Here is a 13856-nt window from a genome sequence, read left to right on the forward strand (position 1 = left end):
AGGTCAAATGCAAAATCAACAAATCCGTATTCGGTTGAAGGCTTTTGACCATCGCCTGATCGACCAATCTACCCAGGAAATCGTGGAAACCGCGAAACGTACTGGCGCTCAGGTGCGTGGTCCGATTCCTCTGCCGACCCGCAAGGAACGTTACACCGTGCTGATTTCCCCGCACGTCAACAAGGACGCTCGTGACCAGTACGAAATTCGTACCCACAAGCGTGTTCTCGACATCGTTCAGCCGACCGACAAAACCGTCGACGCGCTGATGAAGCTCGACCTTGCTGCTGGCGTCGAAGTACAGATCAGCCTCGGCTAATGCCTTCGGCATTGGTCGTGTAACGCTCTGAAATGGGCGGCCATAGCGGGTGAAAGCCCCGTACACTAAAGAGGTTCTAAAGATGACAATTGGTGTTGTCGGTCGTAAGTGCGGCATGACCCGCATTTTCACCGAAGATGGTGTCTCCATTCCGGTTACGGTCATTGAGGTCGAGCCGAATCGCGTCACCCAGTTCAAAAACGAAGAGAACGATGGCTACCGCGCGGTCCAGGTGACTGTCGGCGAGCGTCGTGCTTCCCGTGTGACCAAGGCGCAGGCCGGTCACTTCGCCAAGGCGAATGTCGCCGCCGGTCGCGGCGTGTGGGAATTCCGCCTGGACGAGGAAGCCTACAGCGCCGGTGATGCAATCACCGTCGATCTGTTCCAGGCTGGCCAGCTGGTCGATGTGACCGGTGAGTCCAAGGGTAAAGGCTTTGCCGGTACCATCAAGCGCTGGAACTTCCGTGGTCAAGACAATACCCACGGTAACTCCGTTTCCCACCGCGTCCCGGGTTCCATCGGCCAGTGCCAGACTCCTGGTCGAGTGTTCAAGGGCAAGAAAATGTCCGGCCACCTGGGTGCTGAGCGTGTAACCGTTCAATCCCTGGAAGTCGTACGTGTCGATGCAGAGCGCAATCTGCTGCTGGTCAAAGGTGCCGTTCCTGGCGCTACCGGTGGTGATGTGCTGGTGCGTCCGGCAGCCAAGGCTCGCGGTTAAGAGAGGAAGCTGAGATGCAACTGAATGTAAATGGCGCTCAGGCGATCGAAGTTTCCGAGCGTACCTTTGGCAGCGAATTCAACGAGACTCTGGTTCACCAGGCTGTCGTCGCCTACATGGCTGGCGGTCGTCAGGGCACCAAGGCTCAGAAGACTCGTTCCGAAGTCTCCGGTGGCGGCAAGAAGCCGTGGCGTCAGAAGGGCACTGGCCGTGCTCGTGCTGGCACCATCCGCAGCCCCATCTGGCGTGGCGGTGGCGCGACCTTCGCAGCCAAGCCCCAGGATCACTCCCAGAAGCTCAACAAGAAGATGTACCGCGCTGCCCTGCGCTCCATCCTCTCTGAGCTGGTTCGTCTGGATCGTCTGGTTGTCGTTGCCGACTTCGCTGTCGACGCGCCGAAGACCAAGGGTCTGGTCAGCAAGCTGGAAGGCCTGGGCCTGAAAGATGTACTGATCGTCACCGAAGGCGTCGATGAGAACCTGTACCTGGCAGCTCGCAACCTGGCCCACGTCGACGTACGTGACGTTCAGGCTTCCGATCCGGTCAGCCTCATCGCCTACGACAAGGTGCTGGTCACCGTGTCTGCCGTGAAGAAGTTCGAGGAGCTGCTGGCATGAACCAGGAACGCGTATTCAAAGTGCTGCTGGGCCCGCATATCTCCGAGAAGGCCACTGGCCTGGCGGACGGCAACAGCCAATTCGTTTTCAAGGTTGCCACTGATGCAACCAAGCTGGAAATCAAGAAGGCCGTAGAAAGCCTGTTCGGCGTGAAAGTACGTCGCGTCACCACCCTGAACGTTCAGGGCAAGACCAAGCGTACCGTTCGCGGCCTGGGCAAGCGTAACGACTGGAAAAAAGCGTACATCGCTCTCCAGCCGGGCCAGGATCTCGATTTCGCAGCTGGCGCTGAGTAAAGGGGTGCATCATGGCAATCGTTAAATGCAAACCGACTTCCGCTGGTCGTCGCTTCGTAGTCAAGGTAGTGAACCAGGACCTGCACAAAGGTGCTCCGTTCGCTCCCCTGCTCGAGAAGAAGTCCAAGTCGGGCGGCCGTAACAACAACGGTCGTATCACCACCCGTCATATCGGTGGTGGCCACAAGCAGCACTATCGTCTGGTCGACTTCCGCCGCAACAAGGATGGCATTCCTGCCATCGTTGAGCGCGTCGAATACGATCCGAACCGTACTGCTCACATCGCTCTGCTGAAATACGCGGACGGCGAGCGTCGTTACATCATCGCCCCGAAAGGCGTGGTGGCTGGCGATCAACTGATCTCCGGTATCGGCGCTCCGATCAAGGCCGGCAACAACATGCCGCTGCGCAACATCCCGGTGGGTAGCACCATCCACGGTATCGAACTGAAGCCTGGCAAAGGCGCTCAGATCGCTCGCTCCGCTGGCGCTTCGGCTCAGCTGGTTGCCCGTGAAGGCGCTTACGTAACCGTGCGTCTGCGTTCCGGCGAAATGCGCAAAGTCCTGGCTGACTGCCGTGCGACCCTGGGCGAAGTCTCGAACTCCGAGCACAGCCTGCGTTCGCTGGGTAAAGCCGGTGCCAAGCGCTGGCGTGGCGTTCGCCCGACCGTTCGTGGTGTTGCCATGAACCCGGTCGACCACCCGCACGGTGGTGGTGAAGGTCGTACCTCTGCTGGTCGTCATCCGGTGTCGCCGTGGGGTCTTCAGACCAAGGGTAAGAAGACTCGCGCGAACAAGCGTACCGACAACATGATCGTCCGTCGCCGCAAGTAAATAGAGGGATACGACAGTGCCACGTTCTCTGAAAAAAGGTCCTTTTATCGATCTTCACCTGCTGAAGAAGATCGAAGTGGCGGTGGAAAAGAACGACCGCAAGCCGATCAAGACCTGGTCGCGCCGTTCGATGATCCTGCCGCACATGGTTGGTCTGACCATCGCTGTCCACAACGGCCGTCAACACGTGCCGGTCCTGGTCAACGAAGACATGGTCGGTCACAAACTCGGCGAGTTCGCTGCTACCCGCACTTATCGTGGGCACGCTGCGGACAAGAAAGCCAAGCGTTAAGGGGTAAGGAAGATGGAAGTAGCCGCTAAGCTCTCGGGCGCTCGTATCTCCGCCCAGAAAGCCCGCTTGGTCGCCGACCAGATCCGCGGGAAGAAGGTGGGCGATGCGCTCAGCCTCCTGGCTTTCAGCAACAAGAAAGCCGCCGAGATCATGAAGAAAGTGCTGGAGTCGGCCGTTGCCAACGCCGAGCACAACGAAGGCGCCGATGTGGACGACCTGAAGGTCTCCACCGTCTTCGTCAACGAAGGTCGTTCGCTCAAGCGCATCATGCCGCGCGCCAAAGGCCGTGCTGATCGCATCGTCAAGCGGTCTTGCCATATCACTGTCAAGGTTGCGGACAAGTAACGGAGTCGATCAGATGGGTCAGAAAGTACATCCCAATGGCATCCGCCTGGGTATCGTCAAGGAGCACACCTCCGTTTGGTACGCAGATAAGCGCACTTACGCCGATTATCTGTTCGCCGACCTGAAGGTACGTGAGTACCTCCAAGACAAACTAAAAAGCGCGTCCGTAAGCCGTATCGATATCCATCGTCCGGCTCAAACCGCACGCATCACCATCCACACCGCTCGTCCCGGCATCGTGATCGGCAAGAAAGGTGAAGATGTTGAGAAGCTGCGTCAGGACCTGACCAAGCAAATGGGTGTGCCGGTGCACATCAACATCGAAGAGATCCGCAAGCCGGAACTCGACGGTATGCTGGTTGCGCAAAGCGTAGCTCAGCAGCTGGAGCGTCGCGTTATGTTCCGTCGCGCCATGAAGCGCGCTGTACAGAACGCCATGCGCATTGGTGCCAAAGGCATCAAGATCCAGGTAAGCGGTCGTCTGGGCGGCGCTGAAATCGCTCGTACCGAGTGGTATCGCGAAGGTCGTGTGCCCCTGCACACCCTGCGTGCCGACATCGACTACGCAACCTACGAAGCGCACACCACCTACGGTGTGATCGGTGTGAAGGTTTGGATCTTCAAAGGCGAGGTCATCGGTGGCCGCCAGGAAGAGCTGAAGCCGGTAGCGCCCGCTCCTCGTAAAAAAGCTGCTAAGTAAGGAGTACGCAAATGCTGCAACCTAAGCGTACGAAGTTCCGCAAGCAAATGACCGGTCACAACCGTGGCCTGGCTCATCGCGGTTCCAAAGTCAGCTTCGGCGAGTTCGCCCTCAAGGCAACCAGCCGTGGCCGTCTCACCGCGCGTCAGATCGAGTCCGCACGTCGTGCGCTGACCCGTCACGTAAAACGTGGCGGCAAGATCTGGATTCGCGTATTCCCTGACAAGCCGGTTACCAAGAAGCCCCTGGAAGTACGTATGGGTAAAGGTAAGGGCGGCGTCGAGTACTGGGTAGCCCAGATTCAACCGGGCAAGGTCCTGTACGAGATCGAGGGTGTATCCGAAGAGCTGGCGCGTGAGGCATTCGCCCTGGCTGCTGCAAAGCTGCCGCTCGCCACCTCCTTTGTTAAGCGGACGGTGATGTGATGAAAGCGAATGAACTTCGTGAAAAATCCGTTGAGCAGCTGAACGAGCAATTGCTCGGCCTGCTGCGCGACCAGTTCAATCTGCGCATGCAGAAGGCAACTGGCCAGTTGGGGCAGTCTCACCTGCTCTCGCAAGTGAAGCGCGACATCGCTCGCGTTAAAACTGTGCTCAACCAGCAAGCAGGTAAGTAATCATGGCTGAAGCTCAGAAGACCGTCCGTACGCTGACCGGCCGCGTTGTCAGCGACAAGATGGACAAGACCGTTACCGTTCTGATCGAGCGTCGCGTCAAGCACCCGATCTACGGCAAATACGTGAAGCGTTCGACCAAACTGCACGCCCACGACGAAACCAATCAGTGCCGCGTTGGTGACCTGGTCACCATCCGCGAGACCCGTCCGCTGGCCAAGACCAAGGCCTGGACCCTGGTTGATATCGTCGAGCGCGCGGTTGAAGTCTAAGGGTCGGAGATAGAAGATGATTCAGACTCAATCCATGCTCGATGTCGCTGATAACAGCGGCGCGCGTCGCGTAATGTGCATCAAGGTACTCGGCGGTTCCCACCGCCGTTACGCCGGCATTGGCGACATCATCAAGGTCACCGTCAAGGAAGCGATTCCGCGTGGCAAGGTGAAGAAGGGCCAGGTAATGACTGCCGTGGTCGTTCGCACCAAGCACGGCGTACGTCGTACCGACGGTTCCATCATCCGCTTCGACGGCAACGCCGCCGTCCTGCTGAACAACAAGCAGGAGCCGATCGGCACCCGTATCTTCGGGCCGGTGACTCGTGAACTTCGTACCGAGAAGTTCATGAAGATCGTCTCCCTTGCCCCTGAAGTGCTGTAAGGAGTAGCCGTCATGCAAAAAATTCGTCGTGACGACGAAGTCATCGTCATTGCCGGCAAGGACAAGGGCAAGCGTGGCAAGGTGCTGAAAGTTCTCGCTGACGACCGTCTGGTCGTTGGTGGCGTGAACCTGATCAAGCGCCACACCAAGCCCAACCCCATGCTCAACCAGCAAGGCGGGATCGTCGAGAAGGAGGCGCCTCTGCACGTCTCCAACGTCGCCATCTTCAACCCCGAGACCAGCAAGGCTGACCGCGTTGGTTTCAAGGTAGAGGACGGTAAGAAGATTCGTGTCTTCAAGTCGACCCAGAAACCGGTTAAGGCTTGAGGGAGCTAGGTAGATCACCATGGCACGATTGAAAGAAATTTATCGGAAGGAAATCGCTCCCAAGCTGAAGCAAGAGCTTCAGCTGGCGAACGTGATGGAAGTTCCGCGCGTCACCAAAATCACCCTGAACATGGGTCTTGGCGAAGCGGTCGGTGACAAGAAGGTCATCGAAAGCGCCGTTGCCGATCTGGAAAAGATCGCAGGTCAGAAGCCGGTCGTGACTTACGCTCGTAAGTCCATCGCTGGCTTCAAGATCCGCGAAGGCTGGCCGATCGGTGTGAAAGTCACCCTGCGTGGCGACCGCATGTACGAGTTCCTGGACCGTCTGCTGTCGATCTCCCTGCCGCGCGTACGTGACTTCCGTGGTCTGAACGCCAAGTCCTTCGATGGTCGTGGCAACTACAGCATGGGCGTCAAAGAGCAGATCATCTTCCCGGAAATCGATTACGACAAGATCGATGCCCTCCGCGGTATGGATATCACTCTGACCACCACCGCTCGTACGGATGATGAAGGTCGCGCCCTGCTGCGTGCCTTCAACTTCCCGTTCCGCAACTGATTGGAGTAGGACCATGGCTAAAGAGAGCATGAAGAACCGTGAGCTGAAGCGTCAGCAAACGGTAGCCAAGTACGCCAAGAAGCGTGCCGAGCTGAAAGCGATCATCGCTAATCCGAACTCCTCTGCGGAAGAGCGTTGGAACGCCCAGGTCGCCCTGCAGAAGCAGCCCCGTGACGCGAGCGCCAGCCGCCTGCGTAACCGTTGCCGTCTGACCGGTCGTCCGCACGGCTTCTACCGCAAGTTCGGCCTGAGCCGTAACAAGCTGCGCGAAGCTGCAATGCGCGGCGACGTACCGGGTCTGGTGAAAGCCAGCTGGTAAGTCGTAGGCGGAGCCGGCGACGGCTCCGTTGATCGCCTAACGAAGCAAGCCCCCTCGCGGGGCTTGATTCGTTTTTGAGCGATCTCTAGAATACCCGGCTCCCCCGAGCCTGGGTTTTGATCGCCTGGTGTTTTGAGGGCGAGTAAAGAAGTTGAAGGCTTATCTTTTGTATCAGGAGCATTAAGCCCATGAGTATGCAGGACCCGTTAGCAGACATGCTAACTCGCATCCGTAATGCCCAGATGGCTGAGAAGACCGTCGTGAGCATGCCGTCTTCCAAGCTGAAAGCGGCAGTCGCCAAAGTCCTCAAGGACGAAGGCTACATTGCGGATTTCCAAGTCAGCGCCGAGGCCAAGCCTCTGCTGTCGATCGAGCTGAAGTACTTCGAAGGCAAGCCTGTCATCGAGGAAGTGAAGCGAATCAGCCGTCCTGGCCTGCGCCAGTACAAATCCGTAGACCAGCTGCCGAAAGTTCGCGGTGGCCTGGGTGTGTCGATCGTTTCCACCAACAAAGGTGTGATGACTGATCGTGCTGCCCGTGCCGCTGGCGTTGGTGGCGAAGTGCTCTGCACTGTGTTCTAAGGGGAATCAGCATGTCTCGCGTTGCTAAGAACCCCGTCAAGCTGCCCGCCGGCGTTGAAATCAAGCTGGCCGGTCAGGAGCTTTCGATCAAGGGTGCCAAGGGCGCTCTCGAGCTGAAAGTCCATCCGTCCGTCGAAGTCATTCAGGACAACGGTGAGCTGCGTTTCGCTGCGCGTAACGGCGACCAGCAGACCCGTGCCATGGCCGGTACCACCCGCGCTCTGGTCAACAACATGGTAATCGGCGTCAGCCAGGGCTTCGAGCGCAAGCTCCAGCTGGTCGGCGTTGGTTATAAAGCGCAGGCCAAAGGCCAAGTGCTGTCCCTGGCTCTCGGCTTCTCCCACCCGGTTGATTACGAACTGCCTGCCGGCATCGTAGCGGAAACCCCCAGCCAGACCGATATCCTGATCAAGGGCATCGACAAGCAGCTGGTCGGTCAGGTTGCTGCGGAAATCCGCGACTTCCGTCCGCCGGAGCCGTACAAAGGCAAGGGCGTGCGTTACGCCGACGAAGTCGTCCTTCGTAAAGAAGCCAAGAAGAAGTAGGGCATAGCAAATGAGCGTCAAGAAAGAAACCCGTCTGCGTCGCGCTCGCAAGGCACGCCTGAAGATGCGCGAACTGGAAGCCGTACGCCTCTGCGTGTACCGCTCTTCCCAGCACATCTACGCCCAGGTCATTGCAGCCGATGGTGGCAAGGTCCTGGCCAGCGCCTCGACCTTGGACAAGGAACTGCGCGAAGGTGCCACCGGCAACGTCGACGCAGCCAAGAAAGTTGGTCAACTGGTCGCCGAACGCGCCAAGGCTGCCGGCGTCACTCAGGTGGCGTTCGACCGTTCTGGCTTCAAGTACCACGGTCGCATCAAGGCCCTGGCTGATGCCGCTCGCGAAGGCGGTCTGGAGTTCTAAGTTATGGCAAACAACGATCAAAAGCGCGACGAAGGCTACATCGAGAAGCTGGTTCAAGTTAACCGCGTCGCCAAAACCGTTAAAGGTGGCCGTATCTTCGCCTTCACCGCGCTGACCGTGGTTGGCGATGGCAAGGGCCGTGTTGGCTTCGGTCGTGGCAAGGCGCGTGAAGTGCCGGCCGCCATCCAGAAGGCAATGGAAGCTGCTCGCCGCAACATGATCCAGGTTGATCTGAACGGCACCACCCTGCAGTACCCGACCAAGTCCGCCCATGGCGCCTCCAAGGTGTACATGCAGCCGGCTTCCGAAGGTACCGGCATCATCGCCGGCGGCGCCATGCGTGCTGTCCTGGAAGTGGCCGGTGTGCAGAACGTTCTGGCGAAGTGCTACGGCTCCACCAATCCGGTGAACGTGGTCTACGCAACCTTCAAGGGCCTGAAGAACATGCAGTCCCCTGAGTCGGTAGCGGCCAAGCGTGGCAAGAGCGTCGAGGAGATTCTCTAACCATGGCAACTGTCAAAGTTACCCTGATCAAGAGCCTGAACGGCCGTCTGGCCAATCACAAGGCTTGCGTCAAAGGCCTGGGCCTGCGTCGCATCAATCATACCGTCGAAGTTCAGGACACTCCTGAAAACCGCGGCATGATCAACAAGGCCTACTACCTGCTGCGTGTGGAGGGTTAATCCATGCAACTGAACGATCTGCGTTCCGCGCCGGGTGCCCGTCGCGAAAAGCACCGTCCGGGCCGTGGCATCGGTAGCGGTCTGGGCAAGACCGGTGGCCGTGGTCACAAAGGTCAGACCTCCCGCTCCGGTGGCTCCATCGCTCCGGGCTTCGAGGGTGGTCAGCAGCCGCTGCACCGTCGTCTGCCGAAGTTCGGCTTCAACTCGCTGAAGGCCCTGGATCGCGCAGAAGTGCGCACCTCCGAGCTGGCCAAGGTCGAGGGTGATGTCGTAACCGTGCAGGCCCTGAAGGATGCCAACGTGATTAACCAGAACGTACAGCGTGTGAAAGTCATGCTGTCCGGCGAAGTTACTCGCGCAGTCACCCTGAAAGGCATCGGCGCCACCAAGGGCGCTCGTGCGGCTATCGAAGCAGCTGGCGGCAAAATCGAGGACTAAATGGCTAAGCAAGGTGCTCTCTCTGCGCTGAGCAACGGTGGTGGTTTGTCCGAGCTCTGGGCACGTCTGCGTTTCCTGTTCCTGGCGATCATCGTCTACCGGATCGGCGCGCATATCCCAGTCCCGGGCATCAACCCCGATCGCTTGGCGGCACTGTTCCGGCAGAACGAGGGGACCATTCTTAGCCTCTTCAACATGTTTTCCGGCGGCGCGCTGGAGCGCATGAGCATTTTTGCGCTGGGGATCATGCCGTACATCTCGGCATCGATCATCATGCAGCTCATGACCGCTATCAGCCCGCAGCTGGAGCAGTTGAAGAAAGAGGGTGAGTCTGGGCGTCGCAAGATCAGCCAGTACACCCGCTACGCAACTCTCGTCCTGGCGCTCGTCCAGGCCATTGGCATGTCCATTGGTCTGGGTAGCCAGGGCGTGGCCTTCTCCAACGACTTCGGCTTCTACTTCGTGTCGGTCACCACCTTTGTGGCGGGTGCGCTGTTCATGATGTGGCTGGGTGAGCAGATCACCGAGCGGGGTGTCGGCAACGGCATCTCCATGCTGATCTTCTCCGGTATCGTCGCGGGTCTGCCCCGAGCAATCGGTCAGTCCTTCGAGTCCGCGCGTCAAGGTGACATCAACATCTTCGCCCTGATCGCCATCGGCCTGCTGGCCGTGGCCATCATTGCGTTCGTGGTGTTCATCGAGCGTGGTCAGCGCCGTATCGCCGTGCATTACGCCAAGCGCCAGCAAGGGCGCAAGGTGTTTGCCGCCCAGACCAGCCATCTGCCGCTGAAAGTGAACATGGCGGGGGTAATTCCCGCGATCTTCGCCAGCAGCATCCTGCTGTTCCCGGCATCCCTGGGTGCCTGGTTCGGTCAGTCGGAAGGCCTGGGATGGCTGCAGGACGTCGCGCAAGCGATCGCTCCGGGGCAGCCGCTGAACATTTTGCTGTTTAGTGCAGGGATCGTCTTCTTCTGCTTCTTCTACACAGCGCTGATGTTCAACCCGAAGGACGTGGCGGAAAACCTCAAGAAGTCCGGTGCATTTATTCCGGGTATTCGTCCGGGCGAACAGTCGGCTCGCTACATCGATGGCGTGCTGACCCGTTTGACCATGTTCGGTGCCCTGTACATGACGGCTGTGTGCCTGCTGCCCCAGTTCCTGGTCGTAGCTGCCCACGTACCGTTCTACCTTGGCGGGACCTCGTTGCTGATCGTGGTCGTGGTTGTGATGGACTTTATGGCCCAAGTACAATCGCACCTCGTTTCTCACCAGTACGAATCCCTCATGAAGAAAGCCAACCTGAAGGGTTATGGCAGCGGCCTGCTGCGCTGATCCGTAAGGTTCGAGGAGTCACTGATGAAAGTTCGTGCATCGGTAAAGAAGCTGTGCCGTAACTGCAAGATCATCCGTCGCGAAGGCGTCGTTCGCGTGATCTGCAGCGCGGAGCCGCGTCACAAGCAGCGCCAAGGCTGAGTGTGAACCACGCGTTATAACCCGGCAGCTAGTGTGCTGCCGGGTTGATTATTTGTTTTTACAGCGCTAATATCCGCGCCCTTTCTTGGCTTCCTGGGCGCCGGGTAGCTGTCAATTGGAGTTTTTCTGAATGGCCCGTATTGCAGGCGTAAACATTCCGGATAACAAGCACACTGTTATCTCGCTGACCTACATCTATGGTGTTGGTCGCACTACCGCACAGAGCATCTGTGCAGCCACCGGCATCAGCCCGGCTGCAAAGATCAAGGACCTGAGCGAAGAGCAGATCGATTCGCTGCGTACCGAAGTGGGCAAGCTGACCACCGAAGGTGACCTGCGTCGCGAAATCAACATGAACATCAAGCGTCTGATGGACCTCGGTTGCTACCGCGGTCTGCGTCATCGTCGCGGTCTTCCGGTTCGCGGTCAGCGTACCAAGACCAACGCGCGCACCCGCAAGGGCCCGCGTAAGCCGATCCGCAAGTAATCGCTTAGGAATCTAGTCATGGCAAAACCTGCTGCTCGTCCTCGTAAGAAAGTCAAAAAGACGGTGGTTGACGGGATCGCGCATATCCACGCGTCCTTCAACAACACCATCGTTACCATCACCGACCGTCAGGGCAACGCCCTGTCCTGGGCTACCTCCGGTGGTTCGGGCTTCCGCGGCTCGCGTAAGAGCACCCCGTTCGCTGCCCAGGTAGCGGCCGAGCGTGCCGGCCAGGCTGCTCTGGAATACGGTCTGAAGAACCTCGACGTCAACGTCAAGGGCCCGGGTCCGGGCCGCGAGTCGGCTGTTCGTGCGCTGAATGCCTGCGGTTACAAGATCGCCAGCATCACCGACGTAACCCCGATCCCGCACAACGGCTGCCGTCCGCCGAAAAAGCGTCGCGTGTAATAGGAGACAGTGAGAAATGGCTCGTTACATTGGTCCCAAGTGCAAACTGTCTCGCCGCGAAGGCACTGATCTGTTCCTGAAGAGCGGCGCCCGCGCCCTCGACTCGAAGTGCAAGGCAGAAAACGTTCCTGGCCAGCATGGCCAGCGTCGTGGTCGTCTGTCCGATTACGGTCTGCAGCTGCGCGAGAAGCAGAAAGTCCGCCGCATCTACGGCGTTCTGGAACGTCAATTCCGTGGCTACTATCAGGAAGCGTCCCGCCGCAAGGGCTCCACTGGTGAGAACCTGCTGCAGCTGCTCGAGTGCCGTCTGGACAACGTCGTCTACCGTATGGGCTTCGGTTCCACTCGTTCCGAATCCCGTCAGCTGGTGTCCCACAAGACCATCAGCGTCAACGGTCAGACCGTGAACGTACCGTCCTACCAGGTCAAAGCAGGCGACGTCGTTGCTGTTCGCGAGAAATCGAAGAACCAGCTGCGTATCGCTCAAGCCCTGGATCTGTGCGCCCAGCGCGGTCGCGTTGAGTGGGTCGAAGTGGATAGCGACAAGAAGTCCGGCACCTTCAAAAGTGTTCCGGCTCGTTCCGACCTGTCCGCCGACATCAACGAAAACCTGATTGTCGAGCTCTACTCCAAGTAAGGGCTAGAAAATAGGTGCATCCATGCAGAGTTCGGTAAATGAGTTCCTGACCCCCCGCCACATCGATGTGCAGGTGGTCAGCCAAACCCGCGCCAAGATCACCCTCGAGCCCCTCGAGCGTGGTTTCGGCCATACCCTGGGCAACGCGCTGCGTCGCATCCTGTTGTCCTCCATGCCTGGCTGTGCAGTGGTCGAGGCCGAGATCGACGGAGTACTCCACGAGTACTCCGCCATCGAAGGTGTGCAGGAAGATGTCATCGAGATCCTGCTCAACCTGAAAGGCCTGGCCATCAAGCTGCACGGCCGTGACGAAGTGACGCTGACCCTGGCGAAAAAGGGCTCGGGTGTGGTGACCGCTGCCGATATTCAGCTGGATCATGATGTCGAGATCGTCAACGGTGACCATGTTATCGCCCACCTGGCCGATAACGGCGCGCTGAACATGAAGCTGAAAGTCGCTCGTGGCCGTGGCTACGAGCCGGCTGATGCCCGTTCGAGCGATGAAGACGAAAGCCGTAGCATCGGCCGTCTGCAGCTCGACGCCTCGTTTAGCCCCGTGCGTCGTGTTGCCTACGTGGTCGAGAACGCCCGTGTCGAACAGCGTACCAACCTGGACAAGCTGGTCCTCGATCTGGAAACCAACGGCACCCTGGACCCCGAAGAGGCTATCCGTCGCGCCGCTACCATCCTGCAACAGCAGCTGGCAGCGTTCGTGGACCTCAAGGGCGATAGCGAGCCTGTCGTTGAAGAGCAGGAAGACGAGATCGATCCGATCCTGCTGCGTCCGGTCGATGATCTGGAGCTGACCGTCCGTTCGGCCAACTGCCTCAAGGCGGAGAACATCTACTACATCGGTGACCTGATCCAGCGCACCGAAGTAGAGCTGCTGAAAACTCCGAACCTGGGCAAGAAGTCCCTGACCGAAATCAAGGACGTTCTGGCCTCTCGCGGTCTGTCCCTCGGTATGCGCCTCGACAACTGGCCGCCGGCAAGCCTCAAGAAAGACGACAAGGCGACTGCCTGATCGTCGTAGCTACCAAACGTAAAGTTTGGAAAGGAATTGAACCATGCGCCATCGTAAAAGTGGTCGTCACCTGAGCCGCACCAGCGCACACCGCAAGGCTATGTTCCAGAACATGGCTGTGTCGCTCTTCGAACACGAACTGATCAAAACCACCCTGCCCAAGGCCAAGGAACTGCGTCGCGTTGCCGAGCCGCTGATCACCCTGGCTAAAGTGGACAACGTTGCCAACCGTCGTCTGGCTTTCGACCGTACCCGTTCGAAAGAAGCCGTAGGCAAGCTGTTCAACGACCTGGGCAAGCGCTACGCCAACCGTCCGGGCGGCTACCTGCGCATCCTCAAGTGCGGCTTCCGTGCCGGCGACAACGCTCCCATGGCGTACGTCGAGCTGGTAGACCGTGCTGTCGGCGGTGCTGTTGAAGCTGCCGAGTAAGGTTTACGCCTTATAAGAAACCGGGCCTTGTGCCCGGTTTTTTATCGCCTATCGAAAAGTTTTTCTCTATCGATAAGCTCGAATCAATAAATTGGCTGATCAACCGTCTCCTCACCGATCCTTGACGACGTCGCCTTCCGCAGAGCCAGGCTGGATCGCCAGCCAGCGCCGGGAAGGCACTTAATTGTCCGATC

General features: G+C 58.7%; 28 protein-coding genes. All 28 read left to right on the forward strand.

The features are described from left to right. Positions 1-7 precede the first annotated feature (7 nt). The 28 genes from rpsJ (at position 8) to rplQ (ending at position 13662) form a co-directional block, all read left to right on the forward strand. The gene (rpsJ, locus tag AC3B6A_RS03000) at positions 8-319 is read left to right on the forward strand and encodes a 30S ribosomal protein S10 (RefSeq protein ID WP_003243886.1); all 312 of its coding nucleotides are present in this window, start codon (positions 8-10) and stop codon (positions 317-319) included. Positions 320-401: 82 nt separating this feature from the next. Then, positions 402-1037 (forward strand): 50S ribosomal protein L3, encoded by a 636-nt coding sequence (gene rplC / locus AC3B6A_RS03005; RefSeq protein WP_488400853.1) that lies wholly within the window; start codon positions 402-404, stop codon positions 1035-1037. 14 nt (positions 1038-1051) lie between these two features. Then, the gene (rplD, locus tag AC3B6A_RS03010; protein WP_017521904.1) at positions 1052-1654 is read left to right on the forward strand and encodes a 50S ribosomal protein L4; all 603 of its coding nucleotides are present in this window, start codon (positions 1052-1054) and stop codon (positions 1652-1654) included. Then, a complete protein-coding gene (gene rplW / locus AC3B6A_RS03015) occupies positions 1651-1950 on the forward strand; it encodes a 50S ribosomal protein L23 (RefSeq protein ID WP_015475322.1) in 300 nt (99 codons plus the stop codon). The genes rplD and rplW overlap by 4 nt, the downstream gene beginning before the upstream one ends. An 11-nt stretch (positions 1951-1961) precedes the next feature. After that, a complete protein-coding gene (gene rplB / locus AC3B6A_RS03020) occupies positions 1962-2783 on the forward strand; it encodes a 50S ribosomal protein L2 (RefSeq protein ID WP_024767388.1) in 822 nt (273 codons plus the stop codon). Between the two features lie 16 nt (positions 2784-2799). Further along, complete coding sequence (gene rpsS, locus AC3B6A_RS03025) at positions 2800-3075, forward strand: 30S ribosomal protein S19 (RefSeq protein ID WP_015475324.1); 276 nt, start codon at positions 2800-2802, stop codon at positions 3073-3075. Between the two features lie 12 nt (positions 3076-3087). Beyond that, on the forward strand, positions 3088-3420 hold the full coding sequence (gene rplV, locus AC3B6A_RS03030) for a 50S ribosomal protein L22 (RefSeq protein ID WP_488400854.1): 333 nt from the start codon (positions 3088-3090) through the stop codon (positions 3418-3420). A gap of 13 nt (positions 3421-3433) precedes the next feature. Next, positions 3434-4120 carry a 30S ribosomal protein S3 gene (rpsC, locus tag AC3B6A_RS03035; RefSeq protein WP_015475326.1) on the forward strand — a complete coding sequence of 229 codons (687 nt, stop codon included), beginning with the start codon at positions 3434-3436 and terminating at the stop codon, positions 4118-4120. Between the two features lie 11 nt (positions 4121-4131). Further along, positions 4132-4545, forward strand: a complete 414-nt coding sequence (rplP, locus tag AC3B6A_RS03040; RefSeq protein ID WP_009617163.1) for a 50S ribosomal protein L16 — start codon at positions 4132-4134, stop codon at positions 4543-4545. Then, positions 4545-4736, forward strand: coding sequence for a 50S ribosomal protein L29 (gene rpmC / locus AC3B6A_RS03045; protein ID WP_003093720.1), 192 nt, complete (start codon positions 4545-4547; stop codon positions 4734-4736). Before rplP ends, rpmC begins: the two co-directional genes overlap by 1 nt. Positions 4737-4738: 2 nt before the next feature. Further along, positions 4739-5005, forward strand: a complete 267-nt coding sequence (gene rpsQ, locus AC3B6A_RS03050; RefSeq protein WP_090261966.1) for a 30S ribosomal protein S17 — start codon at positions 4739-4741, stop codon at positions 5003-5005. A 16-nt stretch (positions 5006-5021) separates the two neighbouring features. Next, on the forward strand, positions 5022-5390 hold the full coding sequence (gene rplN / locus AC3B6A_RS03055) for a 50S ribosomal protein L14 (protein ID WP_003093714.1): 369 nt from the start codon (positions 5022-5024) through the stop codon (positions 5388-5390). A gap of 12 nt (positions 5391-5402) precedes the next feature. Next, the gene (gene rplX, locus AC3B6A_RS03060) at positions 5403-5717 is read left to right on the forward strand and encodes a 50S ribosomal protein L24 (protein WP_488400855.1); all 315 of its coding nucleotides are present in this window, start codon (positions 5403-5405) and stop codon (positions 5715-5717) included. 19 nt (positions 5718-5736) lie between these two features. Continuing rightward, a complete protein-coding gene (rplE, locus tag AC3B6A_RS03065) occupies positions 5737-6276 on the forward strand; it encodes a 50S ribosomal protein L5 (protein ID WP_275609986.1) in 540 nt (179 codons plus the stop codon). Positions 6277-6289: 13 nt separating this feature from the next. After that, positions 6290-6595, forward strand: a complete 306-nt coding sequence (gene rpsN, locus AC3B6A_RS03070) for a 30S ribosomal protein S14 (RefSeq protein WP_152219911.1) — start codon at positions 6290-6292, stop codon at positions 6593-6595. A gap of 188 nt (positions 6596-6783) precedes the next feature. Next, the gene (gene rpsH, locus AC3B6A_RS03075) at positions 6784-7176 is read left to right on the forward strand and encodes a 30S ribosomal protein S8 (protein ID WP_084313379.1); all 393 of its coding nucleotides are present in this window, start codon (positions 6784-6786) and stop codon (positions 7174-7176) included. 11 nt (positions 7177-7187) lie between these two features. Further along, positions 7188-7721 carry a 50S ribosomal protein L6 gene (rplF, locus tag AC3B6A_RS03080; RefSeq protein WP_275609987.1) on the forward strand — a complete coding sequence of 178 codons (534 nt, stop codon included), beginning with the start codon at positions 7188-7190 and terminating at the stop codon, positions 7719-7721. A gap of 10 nt (positions 7722-7731) precedes the next feature. Next, on the forward strand, positions 7732-8082 hold the full coding sequence (rplR, locus tag AC3B6A_RS03085; RefSeq protein WP_009617172.1) for a 50S ribosomal protein L18: 351 nt from the start codon (positions 7732-7734) through the stop codon (positions 8080-8082). 3 nt (positions 8083-8085) lie between these two features. After that, positions 8086-8586: a 30S ribosomal protein S5 gene (gene rpsE / locus AC3B6A_RS03090; protein ID WP_009617173.1), complete on the forward strand. Its 501-nt coding sequence runs from the start codon at positions 8086-8088 to the stop codon at positions 8584-8586. A 2-nt stretch (positions 8587-8588) separates the two neighbouring features. Next, positions 8589-8765 carry a 50S ribosomal protein L30 gene (gene rpmD, locus AC3B6A_RS03095; RefSeq protein WP_009617174.1) on the forward strand — a complete coding sequence of 59 codons (177 nt, stop codon included), beginning with the start codon at positions 8589-8591 and terminating at the stop codon, positions 8763-8765. Positions 8766-8768: 3 nt separating this feature from the next. Then, on the forward strand, positions 8769-9203 hold the full coding sequence (gene rplO / locus AC3B6A_RS03100) for a 50S ribosomal protein L15 (protein ID WP_152219918.1): 435 nt from the start codon (positions 8769-8771) through the stop codon (positions 9201-9203). Then, entirely contained in the window at positions 9204-10535 is a 1332-nt protein-coding gene (secY, locus tag AC3B6A_RS03105; protein ID WP_024767080.1) for a preprotein translocase subunit SecY, read from the forward strand. 24 nt (positions 10536-10559) lie between these two features. Beyond that, positions 10560-10676: a 50S ribosomal protein L36 gene (gene rpmJ / locus AC3B6A_RS03110; protein WP_002555468.1), complete on the forward strand. Its 117-nt coding sequence runs from the start codon at positions 10560-10562 to the stop codon at positions 10674-10676. A gap of 130 nt (positions 10677-10806) precedes the next feature. Then, a complete protein-coding gene (gene rpsM, locus AC3B6A_RS03115; RefSeq protein WP_015475336.1) occupies positions 10807-11163 on the forward strand; it encodes a 30S ribosomal protein S13 in 357 nt (118 codons plus the stop codon). A gap of 18 nt (positions 11164-11181) precedes the next feature. Continuing rightward, a complete protein-coding gene (gene rpsK / locus AC3B6A_RS03120; protein ID WP_003093689.1) occupies positions 11182-11571 on the forward strand; it encodes a 30S ribosomal protein S11 in 390 nt (129 codons plus the stop codon). A 16-nt stretch (positions 11572-11587) separates the two neighbouring features. Then, the gene (rpsD, locus tag AC3B6A_RS03125; RefSeq protein ID WP_488400856.1) at positions 11588-12208 is read left to right on the forward strand and encodes a 30S ribosomal protein S4; all 621 of its coding nucleotides are present in this window, start codon (positions 11588-11590) and stop codon (positions 12206-12208) included. 22 nt (positions 12209-12230) lie between these two features. Continuing rightward, complete coding sequence (locus AC3B6A_RS03130) at positions 12231-13232, forward strand: DNA-directed RNA polymerase subunit alpha (RefSeq protein WP_009617182.1); 1002 nt, start codon at positions 12231-12233, stop codon at positions 13230-13232. A 43-nt stretch (positions 13233-13275) separates the two neighbouring features. Beyond that, complete coding sequence (rplQ, locus tag AC3B6A_RS03135; protein WP_488400857.1) at positions 13276-13662, forward strand: 50S ribosomal protein L17; 387 nt, start codon at positions 13276-13278, stop codon at positions 13660-13662. Positions 13663-13856: the final 194 nt, after the last annotated feature.

The sequence above is a fragment of the Pseudomonas sp. B12(2026) genome (assembly GCF_057767015.1).